Source organism: Holdemanella sp. DFI.5.55 (assembly GCF_020593575.1).
Taxonomy (GTDB): domain Bacteria; phylum Bacillota_I; class Bacilli_A; order Erysipelotrichales; family Erysipelotrichaceae; genus Holdemanella; species Holdemanella hominis.
Map to the genome: position 1 here is coordinate 16775 of NZ_JAJDMK010000018.1, position 15895 is coordinate 32669.

At 34.3% G+C, this 15895-nt stretch carries 16 protein-coding genes; all 16 read right to left on the reverse strand.

Translation table 11 applies throughout. From position 1 onward, the window contains the following. The 16 genes from LJE08_RS05695 to LJE08_RS05770 all read right to left on the reverse strand — a co-directional run bounded on the left by LJE08_RS05695 (position 1) and on the right by LJE08_RS05770 (position 15588). Positions 1 to 1074: a chorismate mutase gene (locus LJE08_RS05695; protein ID WP_117925079.1), complete on the reverse strand. Its 1074-nt coding sequence runs from the start codon at positions 1072 to 1074 to the stop codon at positions 1 to 3. 124 nt (positions 1075 to 1198) lie between these two features. Beyond that, entirely contained in the window at positions 1199 to 2971 is a 1773-nt protein-coding gene (pepF, locus tag LJE08_RS05700; protein WP_158567603.1) for an oligoendopeptidase F, read from the reverse strand. 39 nt (positions 2972 to 3010) lie between these two features. Continuing rightward, a complete protein-coding gene (locus LJE08_RS15265; RefSeq protein ID WP_227402675.1) occupies positions 3011 to 3856 on the reverse strand; it encodes a DUF234 domain-containing protein in 846 nt (281 codons plus the stop codon). Continuing rightward, positions 3853 to 4380, reverse strand: a complete 528-nt coding sequence (locus LJE08_RS05710; protein ID WP_227402676.1) for an ATP-binding protein — start codon at positions 4378 to 4380, stop codon at positions 3853 to 3855. Before LJE08_RS05710 ends, LJE08_RS15265 begins: the two co-directional genes overlap by 4 nt. Before the next feature lie 69 nt (positions 4381 to 4449). Continuing rightward, positions 4450 to 5184: a copper homeostasis protein CutC gene (locus LJE08_RS05715; RefSeq protein ID WP_367317097.1), complete on the reverse strand. Its 735-nt coding sequence runs from the start codon at positions 5182 to 5184 to the stop codon at positions 4450 to 4452. Then, positions 5177 to 6298, reverse strand: a complete 1122-nt coding sequence (locus LJE08_RS05720) for a Sapep family Mn(2+)-dependent dipeptidase (protein ID WP_227402678.1) — start codon at positions 6296 to 6298, stop codon at positions 5177 to 5179. The genes LJE08_RS05715 and LJE08_RS05720 overlap by 8 nt, the downstream gene beginning before the upstream one ends. Position 6299: 1 nt before the next feature. Further along, positions 6300 to 7259, reverse strand: coding sequence for a N(4)-(beta-N-acetylglucosaminyl)-L-asparaginase (locus tag LJE08_RS05725; RefSeq protein ID WP_117925073.1), 960 nt, complete (start codon positions 7257 to 7259; stop codon positions 6300 to 6302). Between the two features lie 12 nt (positions 7260 to 7271). Continuing rightward, the gene (locus tag LJE08_RS05730) at positions 7272 to 7637 is read right to left on the reverse strand and encodes an MmcQ/YjbR family DNA-binding protein (protein WP_118114570.1); all 366 of its coding nucleotides are present in this window, start codon (positions 7635 to 7637) and stop codon (positions 7272 to 7274) included. 9 nt (positions 7638 to 7646) lie between these two features. Beyond that, a complete protein-coding gene (locus LJE08_RS05735) occupies positions 7647 to 7934 on the reverse strand; it encodes a hypothetical protein (protein WP_227402679.1) in 288 nt (95 codons plus the stop codon). Between the two features lies 1 nt (position 7935). Further along, on the reverse strand, positions 7936 to 8589 hold the full coding sequence (locus LJE08_RS05740) for a nitroreductase family protein (RefSeq protein ID WP_227402680.1): 654 nt from the start codon (positions 8587 to 8589) through the stop codon (positions 7936 to 7938). A 6-nt stretch (positions 8590 to 8595) separates the two neighbouring features. Further along, positions 8596 to 9483, reverse strand: coding sequence for a hypothetical protein (locus LJE08_RS05745; protein WP_227402681.1), 888 nt, complete (start codon positions 9481 to 9483; stop codon positions 8596 to 8598). 75 nt (positions 9484 to 9558) lie between these two features. Further along, positions 9559 to 10660 (reverse strand): peptide chain release factor 2 gene (gene prfB / locus LJE08_RS05750; protein WP_186999018.1). Its coding sequence is split into 2 segments (ribosomal slippage): positions 9559 to 10587 and positions 10589 to 10660, totalling 1101 coding nucleotides; the frame shifts between segments, so codons are not numbered across the junction. Beyond that, positions 10660 to 13056 carry a preprotein translocase subunit SecA gene (secA, locus tag LJE08_RS05755; protein WP_117926239.1) on the reverse strand — a complete coding sequence of 799 codons (2397 nt, stop codon included), beginning with the start codon at positions 13054 to 13056 and terminating at the stop codon, positions 10660 to 10662. The genes prfB and secA overlap by 1 nt, the downstream gene beginning before the upstream one ends. 98 nt (positions 13057 to 13154) lie before the next feature. Continuing rightward, positions 13155 to 13631: an S-ribosylhomocysteine lyase gene (locus LJE08_RS05760; protein ID WP_117926241.1), complete on the reverse strand. Its 477-nt coding sequence runs from the start codon at positions 13629 to 13631 to the stop codon at positions 13155 to 13157. Continuing rightward, the gene (locus LJE08_RS05765; protein ID WP_117926243.1) at positions 13619 to 14605 is read right to left on the reverse strand and encodes an A/G-specific adenine glycosylase; all 987 of its coding nucleotides are present in this window, start codon (positions 14603 to 14605) and stop codon (positions 13619 to 13621) included. Before LJE08_RS05765 ends, LJE08_RS05760 begins: the two co-directional genes overlap by 13 nt. Positions 14606 to 14625: 20 nt before the next feature. After that, positions 14626 to 15588 (reverse strand): type I phosphomannose isomerase catalytic subunit, encoded by a 963-nt coding sequence (locus LJE08_RS05770; RefSeq protein ID WP_227402682.1) that lies wholly within the window; start codon positions 15586 to 15588, stop codon positions 14626 to 14628. Positions 15589 to 15895 lie beyond the last annotated feature (307 nt).

Sequence of the window (15895 nt, forward strand, 5' to 3'; positions counted from 1 at the left end):
TTATTTTTCCTCCTTTAAAGTATATGCTCCCAATACTTTTACACTTTCACACACAGACTGTACCTCTCGAATACAATCATTTGCCTTTGACATATCCCCTTCAATTTCGACAAAGAAGAAATACTCAAAAGGTTTATTTTTCATCGGTCTAGACTGAATACTTTCCATGTTCAATCCATTCTTGGCAATACAATCAATGATCTTTGCCAAAGCGCCACTCTCATGTTTAACCGATAGAACCATACTAAAGCGATTGCCCTGCATTTGTGGCTTTAATCCAATTACTAAGAATCGCGTTGTGTTAGTCGCATTTTCTTGAATGTTTGTAGCCAACACCTTTAAGCCATACAGCTCTGCATTTTCCTTAGCACCAATAGCTGCTTTATGCACATCCTGTTGTGCTGAAATATATTGAGCTGCCATCGCCGTATTTGGATAGGCCACCGTTTGTACGTTTAATTCCTTTAAAAATTCTTTAGACTGTGAAAGTGCTTGATCCTTTGAATAGACCCACTCCACATCTTTTAATGTACTGCCCGGAATTCCAAGTAAACATTGTTCAATCTTTTGATCATAAATTGACTGAATATACACTGGATATTCCATTAATAAATCTAAGACTTCTCCAACCAATCCAGAATTCGTATTCTCAAAAGGAATCACACCATATTGTACGTCTGAATGGACAACCATTTGAAAAACTTCCTCAAAACTAGAAACGCCCACTTTTGGATTGGAAGGAAACAACTTCTCGCTCACCATATGCCCAAAGGCACCTTCAACTCCGCAATATCCAACTTTATCATGAGACTGCAACGTTCTTTGATAGGCCTTCGATTCTTTCATAATGAACTTTATAAAAGACTCATAATATTCTTTATAACCCGGATTCTGAATAAACTGCAGATTCTTTTCAATTACAACCTGCTCTCTACCTGAATCTAGAATTGGTAAATCATTTTCTATTTTATACGCAATCACATCTTTAACGGCATCCAACCTGGCTTCATATAGCTTAGCCATTTCACGATCAATCGCATCTATTTGCGTACGTGCTTGTTCCAACTTATTCATAGGTTCACCTCAATGAATATCATACCATAATTTTCATCTGTTTTCTGAAAATGAATGTATCATTTTTTATCATTTATTTATTACTAATTTTAAAATGACTAAAAGTAGAAAATCAAACGACTTTCTACTTCATAATACTCTCAAATTCATCAATTAAAGAATCAAATAATTCAATCGCATCTTCAATTGGTTTTGGACTTGCCATATCAACCCCAGCCATACGCAATAATTCGACTGGAGACTTTGTACATCCTCCCTTTAAGAAAGATAAGTATGCTTCAATATCAGCTTGTGTTCCATGAAGCAATTTTTGTGATAGAGCCATAGCTGCACTAAATCCTGTCGCATATTGGTATACATAGAAATTCATATAGAAATGTGGAATACGAGCCCATTCCATACTAATTTCATCATCCACAATCACATCTTCTCCATAATAGAATTTATTTAAATCCGCATAGATTTGATTCAATGTATCACTTGTCAAAACTTCGTTGTTTGCTGTTTTTTCATTGATGATCCTTTCAAATTCCGCAAACATACACTGTCTAAATAATGTAGTTCTAAATTGTTCCATAAAGTGATTTATCAAATAAGCCTGGAATTTAGGATCTGAGTTTTGTTTGCGCAAATAATCCATCAATAAAGCTTCATTACAAGTACTGGCAACTTCGGCTACAAATATTTTATAGTGACGATCTAATGGAGCCTGATATTTTGTAGACATATAGGAATGCATCGCATGCCCCATTTCATGAGCTAAAGTAAATTCTGTATCTAAAGAATTTGCAAAGTTCATCAAGACAAAAGGATGTACTCTTTGTCCACTAGAATATGCGCCTGAACGCTTTCCTTCATTTTCATATACATCGATCCAACGCGAATTTAATCCTCTTTCATAAACATTGGCATATTCTGTTCCATACAATTGAACGGAATGTAAGATATCTTCTTTGGCCTGTTCAAAAGATACAGGAACGTTACATTCATTGACCATAGGTACATATAGATCATACATATGAAGTTTATCTTTCTTCATAACTTCTTTACGAACTCGCATATATTTATGTAAAACATGGATATTTTTATGTACCGTTTCAATCAATTGTTCATACACTTTTGGTGAAACATTATTCGCATCGACTGCGCATTCTAAACTCGATGCATATTTACGTGCTGTACTATTAAATTTCAACTGATTTGTCTGTCCATTTAAACAAGCAGCTAAAGTATGGATCATAGAACCATAGCCTGCATAAAAATTACGATATGCACTCTCTCTTAGCACTTCATCTTCCTGCTCTAACATATGGATAAATGTACCTGTAGTTAAAGTGTGTTTATTTCCTTTTGAATCGATCGCATCTTCAAATTTTAAATCCGCATTGTTCAACATTCCAAAAATCGAATAAGGTGTGTCTTGCATCAATGAACTGGATGCCATTAATTTTTCTTCTGTTTGAGATAATACGTGTTCTTTTAAACGACATACTTCTTCTAGATATACACGATATCTTTCTAAGATGGGTTCAGATGCATAAAAAGACTCTAAATTTTCAATCTGCATGATTTGTACATCACTAAAAGATAGCTTAGTAAAAACTTCAACCGCTAATGCATTGGCTTTTCCTTTTAATTCTTGATGATGGGCATCTGCCGTATCTTGATCTGACAACAAAGAAGAATAGCCTAAACAATCATCTAATAGACATGTTAATTTTTCATATCCCTTTAAAAATGATAATAAGTTGGATGCATCATCCAATTTTCCATCGCATGCACAAAGCTCATTTCCTAATTCTTTACAAGTATCTAAACAAGCTAGAAATGCTGCTTCATCTTTAAATATATCTTCTGTTCTCCAAGTGTTTTCTATTTTTTGTTCATTACGCTTCATGAGTAAACAACCTCCATTAATACGTCTATTGTAGCACATCTACATCATTTCAAACGAAACTAATCGAATATCATTATTTTTTGCGTATTCTATCGCATCTTCTGTAAAGCCAGAATTAGAAAATGCCATTAAACTCTTATTTTTATATTTAAAAATATCTTTTCGGCTATTTAAAACAGTTAAAACTCGACTATCTAATTCTTTATTTCTCCACTTACATTCACACAATAAGCACGAATCTGAATTTATGGCTACTATGTCAATTTCTGCTTCTTCTTTTTTTAATGGGTCATTCCCCCACCACTTGCCAATCTTTTCCGGAATAAACGGTAATGTCAGGAAAACTTGTTCTTGATATATATATTCTGTACACATTTTTTCAAAAACATACCCCATATAATCCGATATTTTTGGTTTAACGTATTGACCATATATAATACGGCCCAAACCCATTTGTATATTTGAATAATTTGGTCTTACAAATTTGTACCAAAACAAAAACATTGTATCTTTTATTTCATATATTGTTTTTCGACTTGATTCTTTTTCAGTAACAGGATATATTTTTTCGACTATGTTTAATTCAATCAAAGACTTCAATAAACTACTGCAAGCAGACGTATCTAGACCCACTTTATTTGCGATTTCATTTAAATGACTAGCCCCCGAAGCAATGGCGCCAAGTATACTATTATAGCTTGCGGGATTTCGCATTTCTTGTTTTAAAAGATTAGTTGCTTCTTCAAAAAAAGTTCCATTTTCATCAAAAAACAAATCTAATATATTCTCATCTAAAGATTTGTTTGTATCTATTTTTGAAAGATATTCAGGAATTCCTCCTGTTATGCCATATGCGATTGCCTGACTTTCTTTATCATAATTCACAAGCATTTTTTGCGTTCTAAAAATGTGAAAGGTGTAATTTTAAATTGTGCACTTCTTCGACCATATAGTGGGCTTTTATATCCCAACACTTGATTTTCCATGAAACTCATACTTGAACCACACAGAATTAAAAACATATTTTTATCTTTCCAGCATAAATCAATATGCTTTTGAATAATAGAAGAAATAGGCGGATAGCTTTCGGCTAAATATGGATATTCATCAATCGCAAGAACTATTTTTTGATTTGTTTCTAACATTTTATCAATCGCATTAAATAAGCTTTCAAATGAATCGTATACGATTGAATCATTCTTCGAAACCACTCGTGACAATCCAATTAAATTTTCTTTTTGTGTCCCTTCCAACGAAACGTACAATAAACTCTCTTTATTTTTCAAAAATTCACGAATCAAAGTTGTTTTTCCTACTCTTCGACGCCCATAGATTACCGCAAACTGAAATTCATTCGTTGAATACATTTTTTCTAATTTTATTAATTCACTTTCTCTACCAACAAACATATAAGATCTCCATTTACTAAGTTATATCATTCCTTACAACTTAGTACAAGAAAAGACGGGAAAACCGCCTTACTTTATACTATCAACTAATTTTTTTACCAACTCTACATCCACTACATCATAGTCATTTTCATGTGGACTAGCCAAGTAACTATAAGAAACGCCATTTTTTGTTGTTGTCGCATCTGCCTTATAGCTCTTACAAGACGAATGCACCTGATATACACCTGTATAATTCATCATCATTTTTGCGTTTTCTGCATTCATTCCACTGCCAGGAAGAATCTGAATCTTATCACCATATTGATTATTCAATACTTTAATTAAATCAATACCTTCCATAGCTTTTGCTTTTTGTCCACTTGTAAGTACGCGATCCGCCCCTAAATCAATCAATGTTTCAATGGCTTCAAACGCATCTGGCGTAACATCAAAAGCTCTGTGGAATATAGCTTCCTTATTGTATGAATGAATTAAGTCGATCATTCTTTTTGTGTCCTCTTCACAAATTGTGCCATCCTCATTTAAGAAACCAAATGCAATTCCATCAGCTCCATGCTCTAAAAGAATCTTGGCATCTTCAAACATAATTTCTACATCTTCTTTTTCATAACAGAAACCAGCAGCACGCACACGTACCATACAAATTACAGTTAAGTCTGTTTCTTTTTTTACACGAACTAGACTCGCGACACTTGGCGTTAAGCCACCAACACTTAACGCACTATTTAATTCAACCCTTTTTGCACTACCCTGATATGCAGCTATACAATCTTGATAACTACCTGCACATACTTCAATCATTCTCTCCATTAGCCAACCTCACTATACTTAATGCGTATATTTTCGCATTTAAAATCAAATCACTACGATCCATCCATTCATTCGGATTGTGCCCAATGCCCTTTTGTCCAGGAAAACTAGGTCCAAAAGGAACTATATTTGGCATGATCTTCGCATAAGTTCCACCCGTAGTTGTAACTGGCGTCCCATCCATGCCTGTTACCTTTTCATAAGTCGCCTTTAATGTTTGACATAAGAATCCATTTTTATCAAAATAAACAGGATCATAATTATGTATACATTCTACTTGTAGTCCTTTGCTTAATTTAGATTTGATTGTCACCTCTATTGTATCATTACTAATACTTGCAGGATAGCTAAAAGAGAAGTCAAAGCCAAGTTTTCCTTCTAAATCCACCAGCTTTTTATTGCTCATCTGCATTTTACCAAATTCAGGATCCTCCATGTTTAGTCCCAATTTATTTCCAAATCCATTATCTGATAAAATATATTCATTAACAAATTGGTTGAATACAGTTTTATTTTTAACAGCCGTACTCACACGATAGGTACTTCTTCCTCTTTCCGCATATACAACCGGATATTTACAATCGGGTGTCCAGCCCATAATAGGTGGTTTTCTGACTTCAAGGAAATGTGTTAAATCTTCAAATCCCGTTTCTTCATTGGTTCCAAACAAAATATAAACAGGACGCTTTAACTGAATTTTCAATTCCTTTATGGCATATAATGCGTATAAACAAGATAAAGTCGGCCCTTTATTATCTAAAATGCCGCGGGCAAAGATTCTGCCATTTTCATCTTCATAAGCTGAGAACGGAGGATGATTCCATCCTTCTCCTACAGGTACAACATCTAAATGTCCCATAATGCCAATATAGTCTTCTCCTTGACCATATTTGGCAATACCCACCATATGATCGACGTTTTCTGTTTCAAAACCTAATTCACGAGCTAATTTCAATGCTTCTTCTAAAGCTTTATTTACGCCTTCTCCAAAAGGCATACCTGGCTTAGCTTCACTTTGTACACTATCGATTTGAACAATTCTTTTGATTCCTGAAATCATCTCTTCGCTGATTTCATCGATTTTCTTTAATAATGCCTCTTCCATTTTATTTCCTTACTAATGGAGCTGTGCGCGTAGCCATATAGTTGTCCATCCATTCTTTACTTGCGACTTCAAATGTGCATTTTCCATCCTCATCATGATTTACTAAATATACTGTTGGGACTTGTTTTTCAGTTGCCACTACAAAACTAAAACCTTCAATATTTGTAGCACAACCCCATTCCCCCTTATTATTCATCGCAATCAAAGACATGTCTCCAGCTTTCCCTCTTCTTCGTTTTAATTCTAAATCAAAATCGTGTACAGCCTTTTCACACGCTTGTTGAGGATGCATGCCTTCTTTCATTAGGCGAACAATTTCATAAGAAACACAGCCCTTCATAACATCTTCCCCTAACCCTGTAGCACTCGCTCCTCCAACAAAAGAATCTACATAGAATCCAGAACCACATACAGGCGAATCGCCTAGACGTCCTGGATGTTTCATGAACAATCCAGAAGTACTTGTAGCACTTGTCATATGTCCTGCAGTATCTAAACAAACCATACCTACTGTGTCATGTCCTGAATATGGTTTTAATTCCGTATTTGTGATTTCTTTTGTACGATTGTGATAATGAATCTTGGCACGATCTGTAAGCATTGTTTTTCTTTCAAAGCCATGTCTTGAAGCATATTTTTCAGCACCTTGACCAATTAGGAAGTTGTTGGCATCATAGTGCATTAGACTACGTGCAATACTAACAGGGTTGGCAAAATCTTTAACGCCTCCAACACATCCAAATTCTAGTGTATCCCCATCCATAAAAGCAGCATCTAATTCCACTTCCATTTCTTCATTTGGAAGTCCTCCATATCCTACACTTTTATAGTATTCAAAATCCTCTACAGCTTTGATTGCTTCTTCAATCGAATCTGCTGCACTTTCGTTATTTTTTAACATAGAATCTGCTTTTGAAATTCCTTCTAAAGCCATTCTCCATGTTGCGATAATTCCGTACATATCATTCTCTCCTTATTTTGTTAAATCAAAACTACTTTGTATAAGTTCTATTATTTTATAATCACATATTGTATCGTCTAGTACAACCGAAATCCATGTTTTATGGTTCATATGAAAAGCTGGATAAATTCCTTTTATCTCATATAGTTCATCTCTTTTTGAGATATCAATCTTTACATTCATTATATTCAACATATGACTATCCCCATTTTTTAAAAGGGCATCTAACGAAACATACATAATAAGGGAAAACCACTTATTATTGTCTAAATGACGAAAAACACCATTGTCATCCTTCCATGGAAAATCTGGTTTTACACCATACCTTTCATAAATCAAATTCGCAATGCGATTGGCTTGATCACTCGCAAAAAACACATCTGTACATCATGCATCCGCAATTCTTTTTAATATGGATTTGTATGCTTCACGAACTTTACAGATATACTCTCCATCATAGGATTCGATGCGTAGCGGCATATATTCTTCATCACTGAAATTATCAATGACTTTACCTTTTAAAACATCCGATATTTCAATGACAGCTTTAAAATCTCCATCCATAAAGTCTTCTGAATAAATATATGTGTTATTCTCAAAACAAAGCCCAAATTCTTTCAATTTTTCAAAATCAAATTTCTTCTTTAAAAAGATTTCATCCTCAATATGTATCATATTAACTCCATTCAAAATTTGATTTACCTGCACCAAGCTCAAAGAAATATTTTCCTATGCCTAAATCGATTTGTGATAGAGGTCCATTTTTCACTTTAAAACTCACTTTATTTCCCACACCATTTACTATATACGGCTGTCTATTTAAAGCACTTGGTGCCAATAATAAAGCTTTGATACCCGCGTTAAACCAATCTGGAACTACTCCTTGGTAATGGCTAATTTGATCAGCTGTCTTTGATTTGTGCGGTACACCCTGTGTTTTTCCATATCCAATCGCGATGACACCATTGACTCTAACATCTTTATCATATAAATGTTTAAGAGCATTCTTGCCATTAAACATACCTCCACACCACCATGTATTTAGCCCAAGGCTTTGGGCATACAAAATTAAGTCAGCGCCACAATAGCCTATCTTCTCATCCAAACTTGAACATTCTTTACCTGCAAGAATGATATAGTTTTGTACCGTATTATTCGACATGAGTCTAGCCAAACTAGAAATACCATCGGAGTTGTTCATCACGAGTTTCAATGTCAAATCATACAATTCATTGTTTTGTTCAATACGTGCATTTAATAAACTTATTAAATCAACATCTAATGGTTTATCTAAATATTTCCGTACTGTGTGTCTTTTTTCAATCATCATTTTCTCCTAAAACAAGTCTAACATTGCATCTAAATACATTGCTTCACGAACATGAATTTGGTATTGTGGTTTTACCATATAGTAAAGAATAAATTCTAATAATAGGGCACTTCCTAAATCTCTTCCTTCGATTTTAAAATTTGAATAGCCCATAGGAACATAGATATTTAAAATATCCTCTAAACTAATAAATGCAGGATTTTCCATCACTCTAGAAAAACGATACCCTTCCTTTGAAAAAGGGGCCTTACATACATGATCCATACAATCAATACCTAGATTTTGTCTAGAAACCGATTTATAACATTCCTTACGATCTTTACATCCATACCAGCAACATTCGTTACATAAAAATTCTACCTTTGGTTTATATACTTCAGATAGTGAATTCAACTTTTCTAATTGTTTATTCAATCGAAAATCAGGGACTACATACGTAAAGTCTGAATTTTCTACTTCCTTTTCAAAATCATTAAAATCCGTTAATACTTTTGTGGTTGAAGATACAAAATATAGATTTGTATATTTTGATTTCAAATATTTCATCAATAAATCTGAATGAATAATAATCCCATTGTTTAAATCTAAATTCAACAATCGACATAATTCATTGCATTTTATATCGGATAAATGTTTTTCTTCAATCAAAGAATTACTAAATGTAAGACGTGAAGATATATTGTATTCTTTCATCAAAGCAAATACTTTTTTTGGATCACAATCTGCATAACTGATGCGTCCACCAGACCATATACAATCAGATGGTGAGCCATAAATAGAGCCAATCTTACACCAGTCATAGAAATATTCTGATTTATTTTTAAATAGGGGCAAAAACTTTTTATAAAATTCATAGAATTCAAATAAGCCCGGTAAATGATAATATACATTCATATTCTTAACCTCTTGATAAGAGTATTTTACACTTTTATGAGCGAATATAGAAAAATCCAACCTTTCGATTGGATTTTATTGAATTTGTGATTTTAAATACGCAAAGATGAATTCATCAAGATCTCCATCTAATACAGATTGAACTTGGCTTGTTTCATAACCTGTACGAACATCTTTAACTAAGCTATATGGATGCATGACATAGCTTCGAATCTGGCTTCCCCATTCATTGGCTGACTGCACACCTTTAATTTGAGCAATCTTCTTTTCTTGTTCTTCAATTTCTAATTGATATAAACGAGACTTTAAGACACGCAAACATTCTTCTCTATTTTCATGCTGACTACGTCCATTTTGACATGTAGCCACAATACCCGTTGGCTTATGCACCATACGAACCGCGCTATCCGTTTTATTGATATGCTGTCCTCCAGCACCTGAAGCACGTTTTGTTTCTACAATCAAATCTTCTGGTTTGATGTCAATTTCAATTTCATCATTAAATTGAGGCATAACATCTAAACTCGCAAAAGAAGTGTGTCTTCTAGCGCCTGAATCAAATGGCGAAATACGAACTAAACGATGTACTCCCTTTTCGGATTTCAGATAGCCATAAGCCTTATCTCCTTCGACAAGGAAAGTTACACTTTTAATACCAGCTTCATCCCCTGGTAAATAATCTAGAACACTCACTTTAAAGCCATGTTTTTCTGCATATCTTGTATACATACGATACAACATGCTTGCCCAGTCACAAGACTCGGTTCCACCAGCTCCAGGGTGAATTTCTAAAATGGCATTGTTTTGATCATATTCATGACTTAATAAGACTTGGATTTCAAAATTCTCGAATTTCTTATCCATATCCGCATATTCTTCTTCGGCAATCATCATCAGTTCTTCATCAAATTCAGACTTTAATTCATCAGCCGTATCATTTAGTGAAGTCAATTGTAAATCTAATTCTTCATAACAATCCACAATATCTTTTAATGCGTTTTTTGCACGAATCACTTGTTGAGCTTTTTTTTGATCTTGCCAGAAATCTGGTTCTAAAGTTTGTTTATCATATTCTTCAATTTGTTTATTTTTACTAGATAAGTCAAAGTGACTCACCTAAAGAATGTAATTTCTCTAGGTGAGTACTCACTCCTTGTTTCAATTCATATAGTTCCATTAAGCTGCATGCTCCTTACGAATACGAACCTTTAATAAAAAGAATGTGATTTCACGATCAATTCTTTGATTCATTTCTTCAAACATATCGAATCCTTCTTGTACATATTGTTGTAGAGGGTTATTTTGTGCATAAGAACGCAAATAGATACCACTACGCAATTTATCCATCATATCAATATGGTTGATCCAGTTACGGTCAATATTACGTAACACAACTGTCTTTTCAAAAGGCAAGAATTGACGCTTAACATCTTTGATTTCAGCTTCATATTCATTCCAAATCTTATTTACACAATATTCTTTAACTTCATCATAAGACTTTCCTTCAAGTTCATTTGCACGAATCGCCTTATCTTCAGCCATACCCATCATTTCAATGGATTTAACAACGCCTGCAACATCGATTGTTTGTTTCTTTTGATCCGATAAATTAGCTTGTAAAGTTTGTTCAATTGTTTTTTCAAATACAACACGAACCATATCATGCACTTCATCTGCTTCTAAAATACGATTGCGCTGTGCATAAATAATTTCACGTTGACGACGTAATACATCATCATAATCTAACAATTGTTTACGCATATCGAAGTTATATCCTTCAACACGTTTTTGAGCCATTGTGATTGATTTTGTAACTGCCTTTGATTCAATTTGTTCATCACCCATTTTTTCAAATAGCTTTTGTAGCTTGTCGCCACCAAAACGAACCATCAATGAATCTTCTAAAGATACATAGAAACGTGAGAAACCAGGATCTCCTTGACGACCAGAACGTCCACGCAACTGGTTATCAATACGACGAGATTCATGTCTTTCACTACCCAATACAGCTAAACCACCTAATTTACGTGATTCTTCTGTTAATTTAATGTCGGTACCACGACCAGCCATGTTTGTCGCAATTGTAACTGATTTTGGACGACCCGCCTTTGCGATGATTTCTGCTTCACGAGCATGGTTTTTCGCATTTAATACTTCATGAGGAATGTGTTCCTTATTTAATAATTGTGAAATAACCTCACTTGTTTCTACCGCAATCGTACCAACTAGAACTGGTTGTCCTGTTTCATACAAACGTTTTACTTCACGTACCAATGCAGCATATTTATCTTTTTTATGTGCATAGATTTCATCAGGAAGATCCTTACGAGCTACTGGACGGTTTGTAGGAATAACAACAACTTTCATATTGTAAGTTGATAAGAATTCTTCTTCTTCAGTTTTTGCGGTACCCGTCATACCAGCCAATTTTTCATATAGACGGAAGAAGTTCTGGTATGTGATTGTCGCCAAAGTCGAAGTTTCTTCTTTGATTGGAACCCCTTCTTTAGCTTCAATAGCTTGGTGTAAACCATCTGAATATGCACGTCCTGGCATCATACGACCTGTAAATTGATCAACGATAACAATTTCTTTTTCATCACTAACTACATATTCAACTTCACGCATCATGATGTAGTTTGCCTTTAAAGCCTGGTTAATGTGGTGAACAAGTTGAGTGTGTTCAATATCGTAAAGGTTTTTGATCTTAAAGAATTTTTCTGCCTTATGAACACCATCTTCACTCAACATGATCTGACGTGTCTTTTCATCTATATCATAATCTCCAGAAATCAAAGTTTTTTCATGAGTAAACTTATCTGTTTCATATTCTGGAGCTATTAAAGTCTTCACAAAACGATCCGACTGAATGTATAAGTTTGCGGTTTGTTTTTTACCACCTGAAATAATCAATGGTGTTCGACTCTCATCAATTAATACAGAGTCAACTTCATCGATTACAGCCATGTGAAGACCACGCATTACACGGTCTTCAACTTCTGTAACCATGTTGTCACGCAAGTAATCAAATCCAAGTTCTGAGTTTGTTGTATATGTAATATCACATGCATACGCATCACGTTTTTCTCTTGGTTTTAAATCACGTGTATTTACACCAACAGTTAAACCTAAGAAACGATAAATTTCACCCATCCAGGCAGCATCACGACCAGCCAAATATTCATTGACTGTGATTACATGAACACCTTGACCTGCAAGTGCATTCAAATATACACACATTGTAGCTGTTAAAGTTTTACCTTCACCAGTCTTCATTTCTGAGATATCACCTTTGTGCATCGCAATCGAACCCATAATCTGAACTTTATAAGGTTTTTCGTTGATTACACGATAAGCAGCTTCTCTAGCTGTTGCGAACGCTTCAGGAAGAAGATCATCTACCGTTTCTCCATCCGCAATTCTTTTTCTATATTCATCCGTTTTTGCACGCAACTCATCATCTGATAATGCCTGCATTTCTGGTTCATATTTTAATACTTGATCTGCAATCTTTTCTAATGCAGATAATTCACGTTGTTCTTCTGAAAATAATTTTCCAAAAATTCCTGCCATAATATAAGTTCTCCTTTTAAAGACTATACTATATTTTAACATAGAAACGACACGATAAATAGGGCAACTCAAATAAAAAAAGAGAATTTCACATTCTCTTACACAATTTTTCTTTCGAACGGGTCGCAACTCATTCCCTTCTCTAAAATTTCTTTTGCCCATTCCTTAGCGCCAAATAAAGAATGATCTTTGTAGTTACCACACTCTTTTTCTTCTGTACCCGGAACATCTTCCCATTCTGTAGTTGTGATTAGCTCTAAAGCTTCTTTTACGGCAATCGCAACATCTTTACTTGAATGTTTTCCCCATGCTAAAAGGTGAAATCCTGTACGACATCCAAATGGTGAACAATCTAAATACCCAGTAATTCTAGGGCGAAGATATAATGCGAACAAATGTTCTAAAGTATGCATAACTCCGGTTGGTATCTCTTGTCGATTCGGTTGACATAAGCGAACATCAAAATTTGATACAATATCTCCGTTAGGTCCTTTTTCTTCACTTATCAAACGCACATAAGGCGCTTTTACTTTAGTATGATCTAAAGTAAAACTTTCAATTTCTACTTTTTCCATAAATACTCCTCTACTTGTTTCATAAACGGCATAAATGCACTTGGTAATGCGATATACTCTTCTATTTCTTCAATTGTTTTATAATTTGAATCTTCCCTATCTACTATACACAACGTCGCATCCATATGCCACTCCACATGTGAAAAAATATGTATATAAGGTTTTAATTCAATACTTTCTATAATATGTTCTGGTTTCGTTTCATCAAAGCCATAAAGTCCTGCCAACAAACCGGTATCCGCTCTTTTTACAACATGAACCTTATTTTGATGTATCCAAACATACACATGTTTATACTCGATTTTACGTGCACTTTTCTTTGGCTTATAAGGCAAAGAAGCAGGATCTGAAGCTTCGCAATATTTTTTGATTGGACAAATATCACACCTTGGACTTTTGGGAATACAAATAAGTGCTCCCAGTTCCATCAACGCTTGATTATAGTAAGAAATCTCTTCTTTTGAAGGAAGACTTTCATCTACTAACATTTCAATCTGTTTCTTCACACTTGTCTTGGTAACATCCTCATAAATATCATACAACCTAGAAAATACACGAATCACATTCCCATCGACTGCACTTACTCTTTGTCCATACGCAATGGAAGCTATGGCACCTGCCGTGTATGGGCCAATTCCTGGTAATGTTAATAATTCTTCTTTTGTGCAAGGTAATTTTCCATTGTGTTTTTCAACACATTCTATGGCACATTTCTTTATATTTTTACACCGCGAATAATAACCTAATCCTTGCCATAACTTATTTAGCTTCTCATCATCACACTTTGCGACACTCTCAATATTCGGTAACAGCTGCATCCACCTTTTAAAATATGGAAGCATAGCCTCAATACGAGTTTGTTGGGCCATGATTTCACTGATCCATATTTCATAAGGGTCTTTCTTTAAACGAAATTCTAAAGGACGATGATTTTTAATATACCAGTCTATTAAATCTTTTTGAAATTCTTTCATAACTAAAAATAGGCAGGGGATTAAACCCTGCTATATATCCATTGGCAGTTCCCTGTGATTTTTACATCACCACTATTCGCATCAATAAATACAGAATCTCCTTTATTTACTTCTAAAGTTGTACCATCATTTTCAATTGTCGCATTACCCTCAATCAACAAGATAGAACCAAAACTTTCATCATCAACATAAAGCGTTGTTGTACCATTCAATGTAGACTCATATGTAGTAAAGTATTCGCAAGTTGCCAAACGAACAGTATCACAATCACCATTCTTTTCTTCAGGACCACATGGTTTAAAATCAGATTCAATCGGACTTAGATTTGAAACATCAATCGCCTTTTGAATATGTAATTCACGAGGTTTACCATCTTTTCCAACACGACCAAAATCATAAACACGATATGTTGTATTTGAGTTTTGTTGGATCTCACAAATCTGAATTCCTGCACCAATCGCATGAATTGTACCAGATTTTATAAAGAAAACATCTCCCTTATGTACTGGAACCGCTTTTAACACATCTAATAAAGTATTATCATGAATTCGACGTTCAAATTCTTCTTTAGTAATTTCTTTATTTACACCAAAATATAAAAATGAATCTGGTTCACAATCTAAGATATACCACATTTCTGTTTTTCCATATTCATGCTCAACACGAAGCGCATATTCATTATCAGGATGAACCTGAATTGATAATGGTTGTTTAGCATCAATAAATTTAATTAAGATTGGAAAAAACTTAAATGTGTTTCCCTTTGTTCCTAAAACACCCTTTCCTTTTTTCTCTAAATATTTAGGAAAAGATAAGCCTTGATATTCACCACTCGCAACAATACTTGGACCATCTGGATGCACAGATAATTCCCAGCTCTCCGCAACTGGATCCATATCTGTTTTTTTACCATAGTTTTCTTTTAGTTTAGTACCACCCCACAGGTAGTCTTTAAATGCAGGAGTTAGTTTAATAATTGACATTTTATGTACCTCACTTCTAGTTCTATTATAGTTAGTTATTCATATAATGTCTACTTCTCCACACTTCTTAAAACAACGTCTACATCAAGACTAAATATCATTATCTAAATGGTATCAATCCTGCATATATCTATATTTTTTCAACTTATCAAGAAGATGGATGCGAAATCCACATCCATCTATTAAAATCCATTTCAATAATCTCAAAGATTTGTTCAATATTAATTGTTCCTTACACGTTTCGACTACACTTAAGCTTTCATCAATAGCCTTTCAATCGACTCTTCACTTACCGAGAAGATCGATG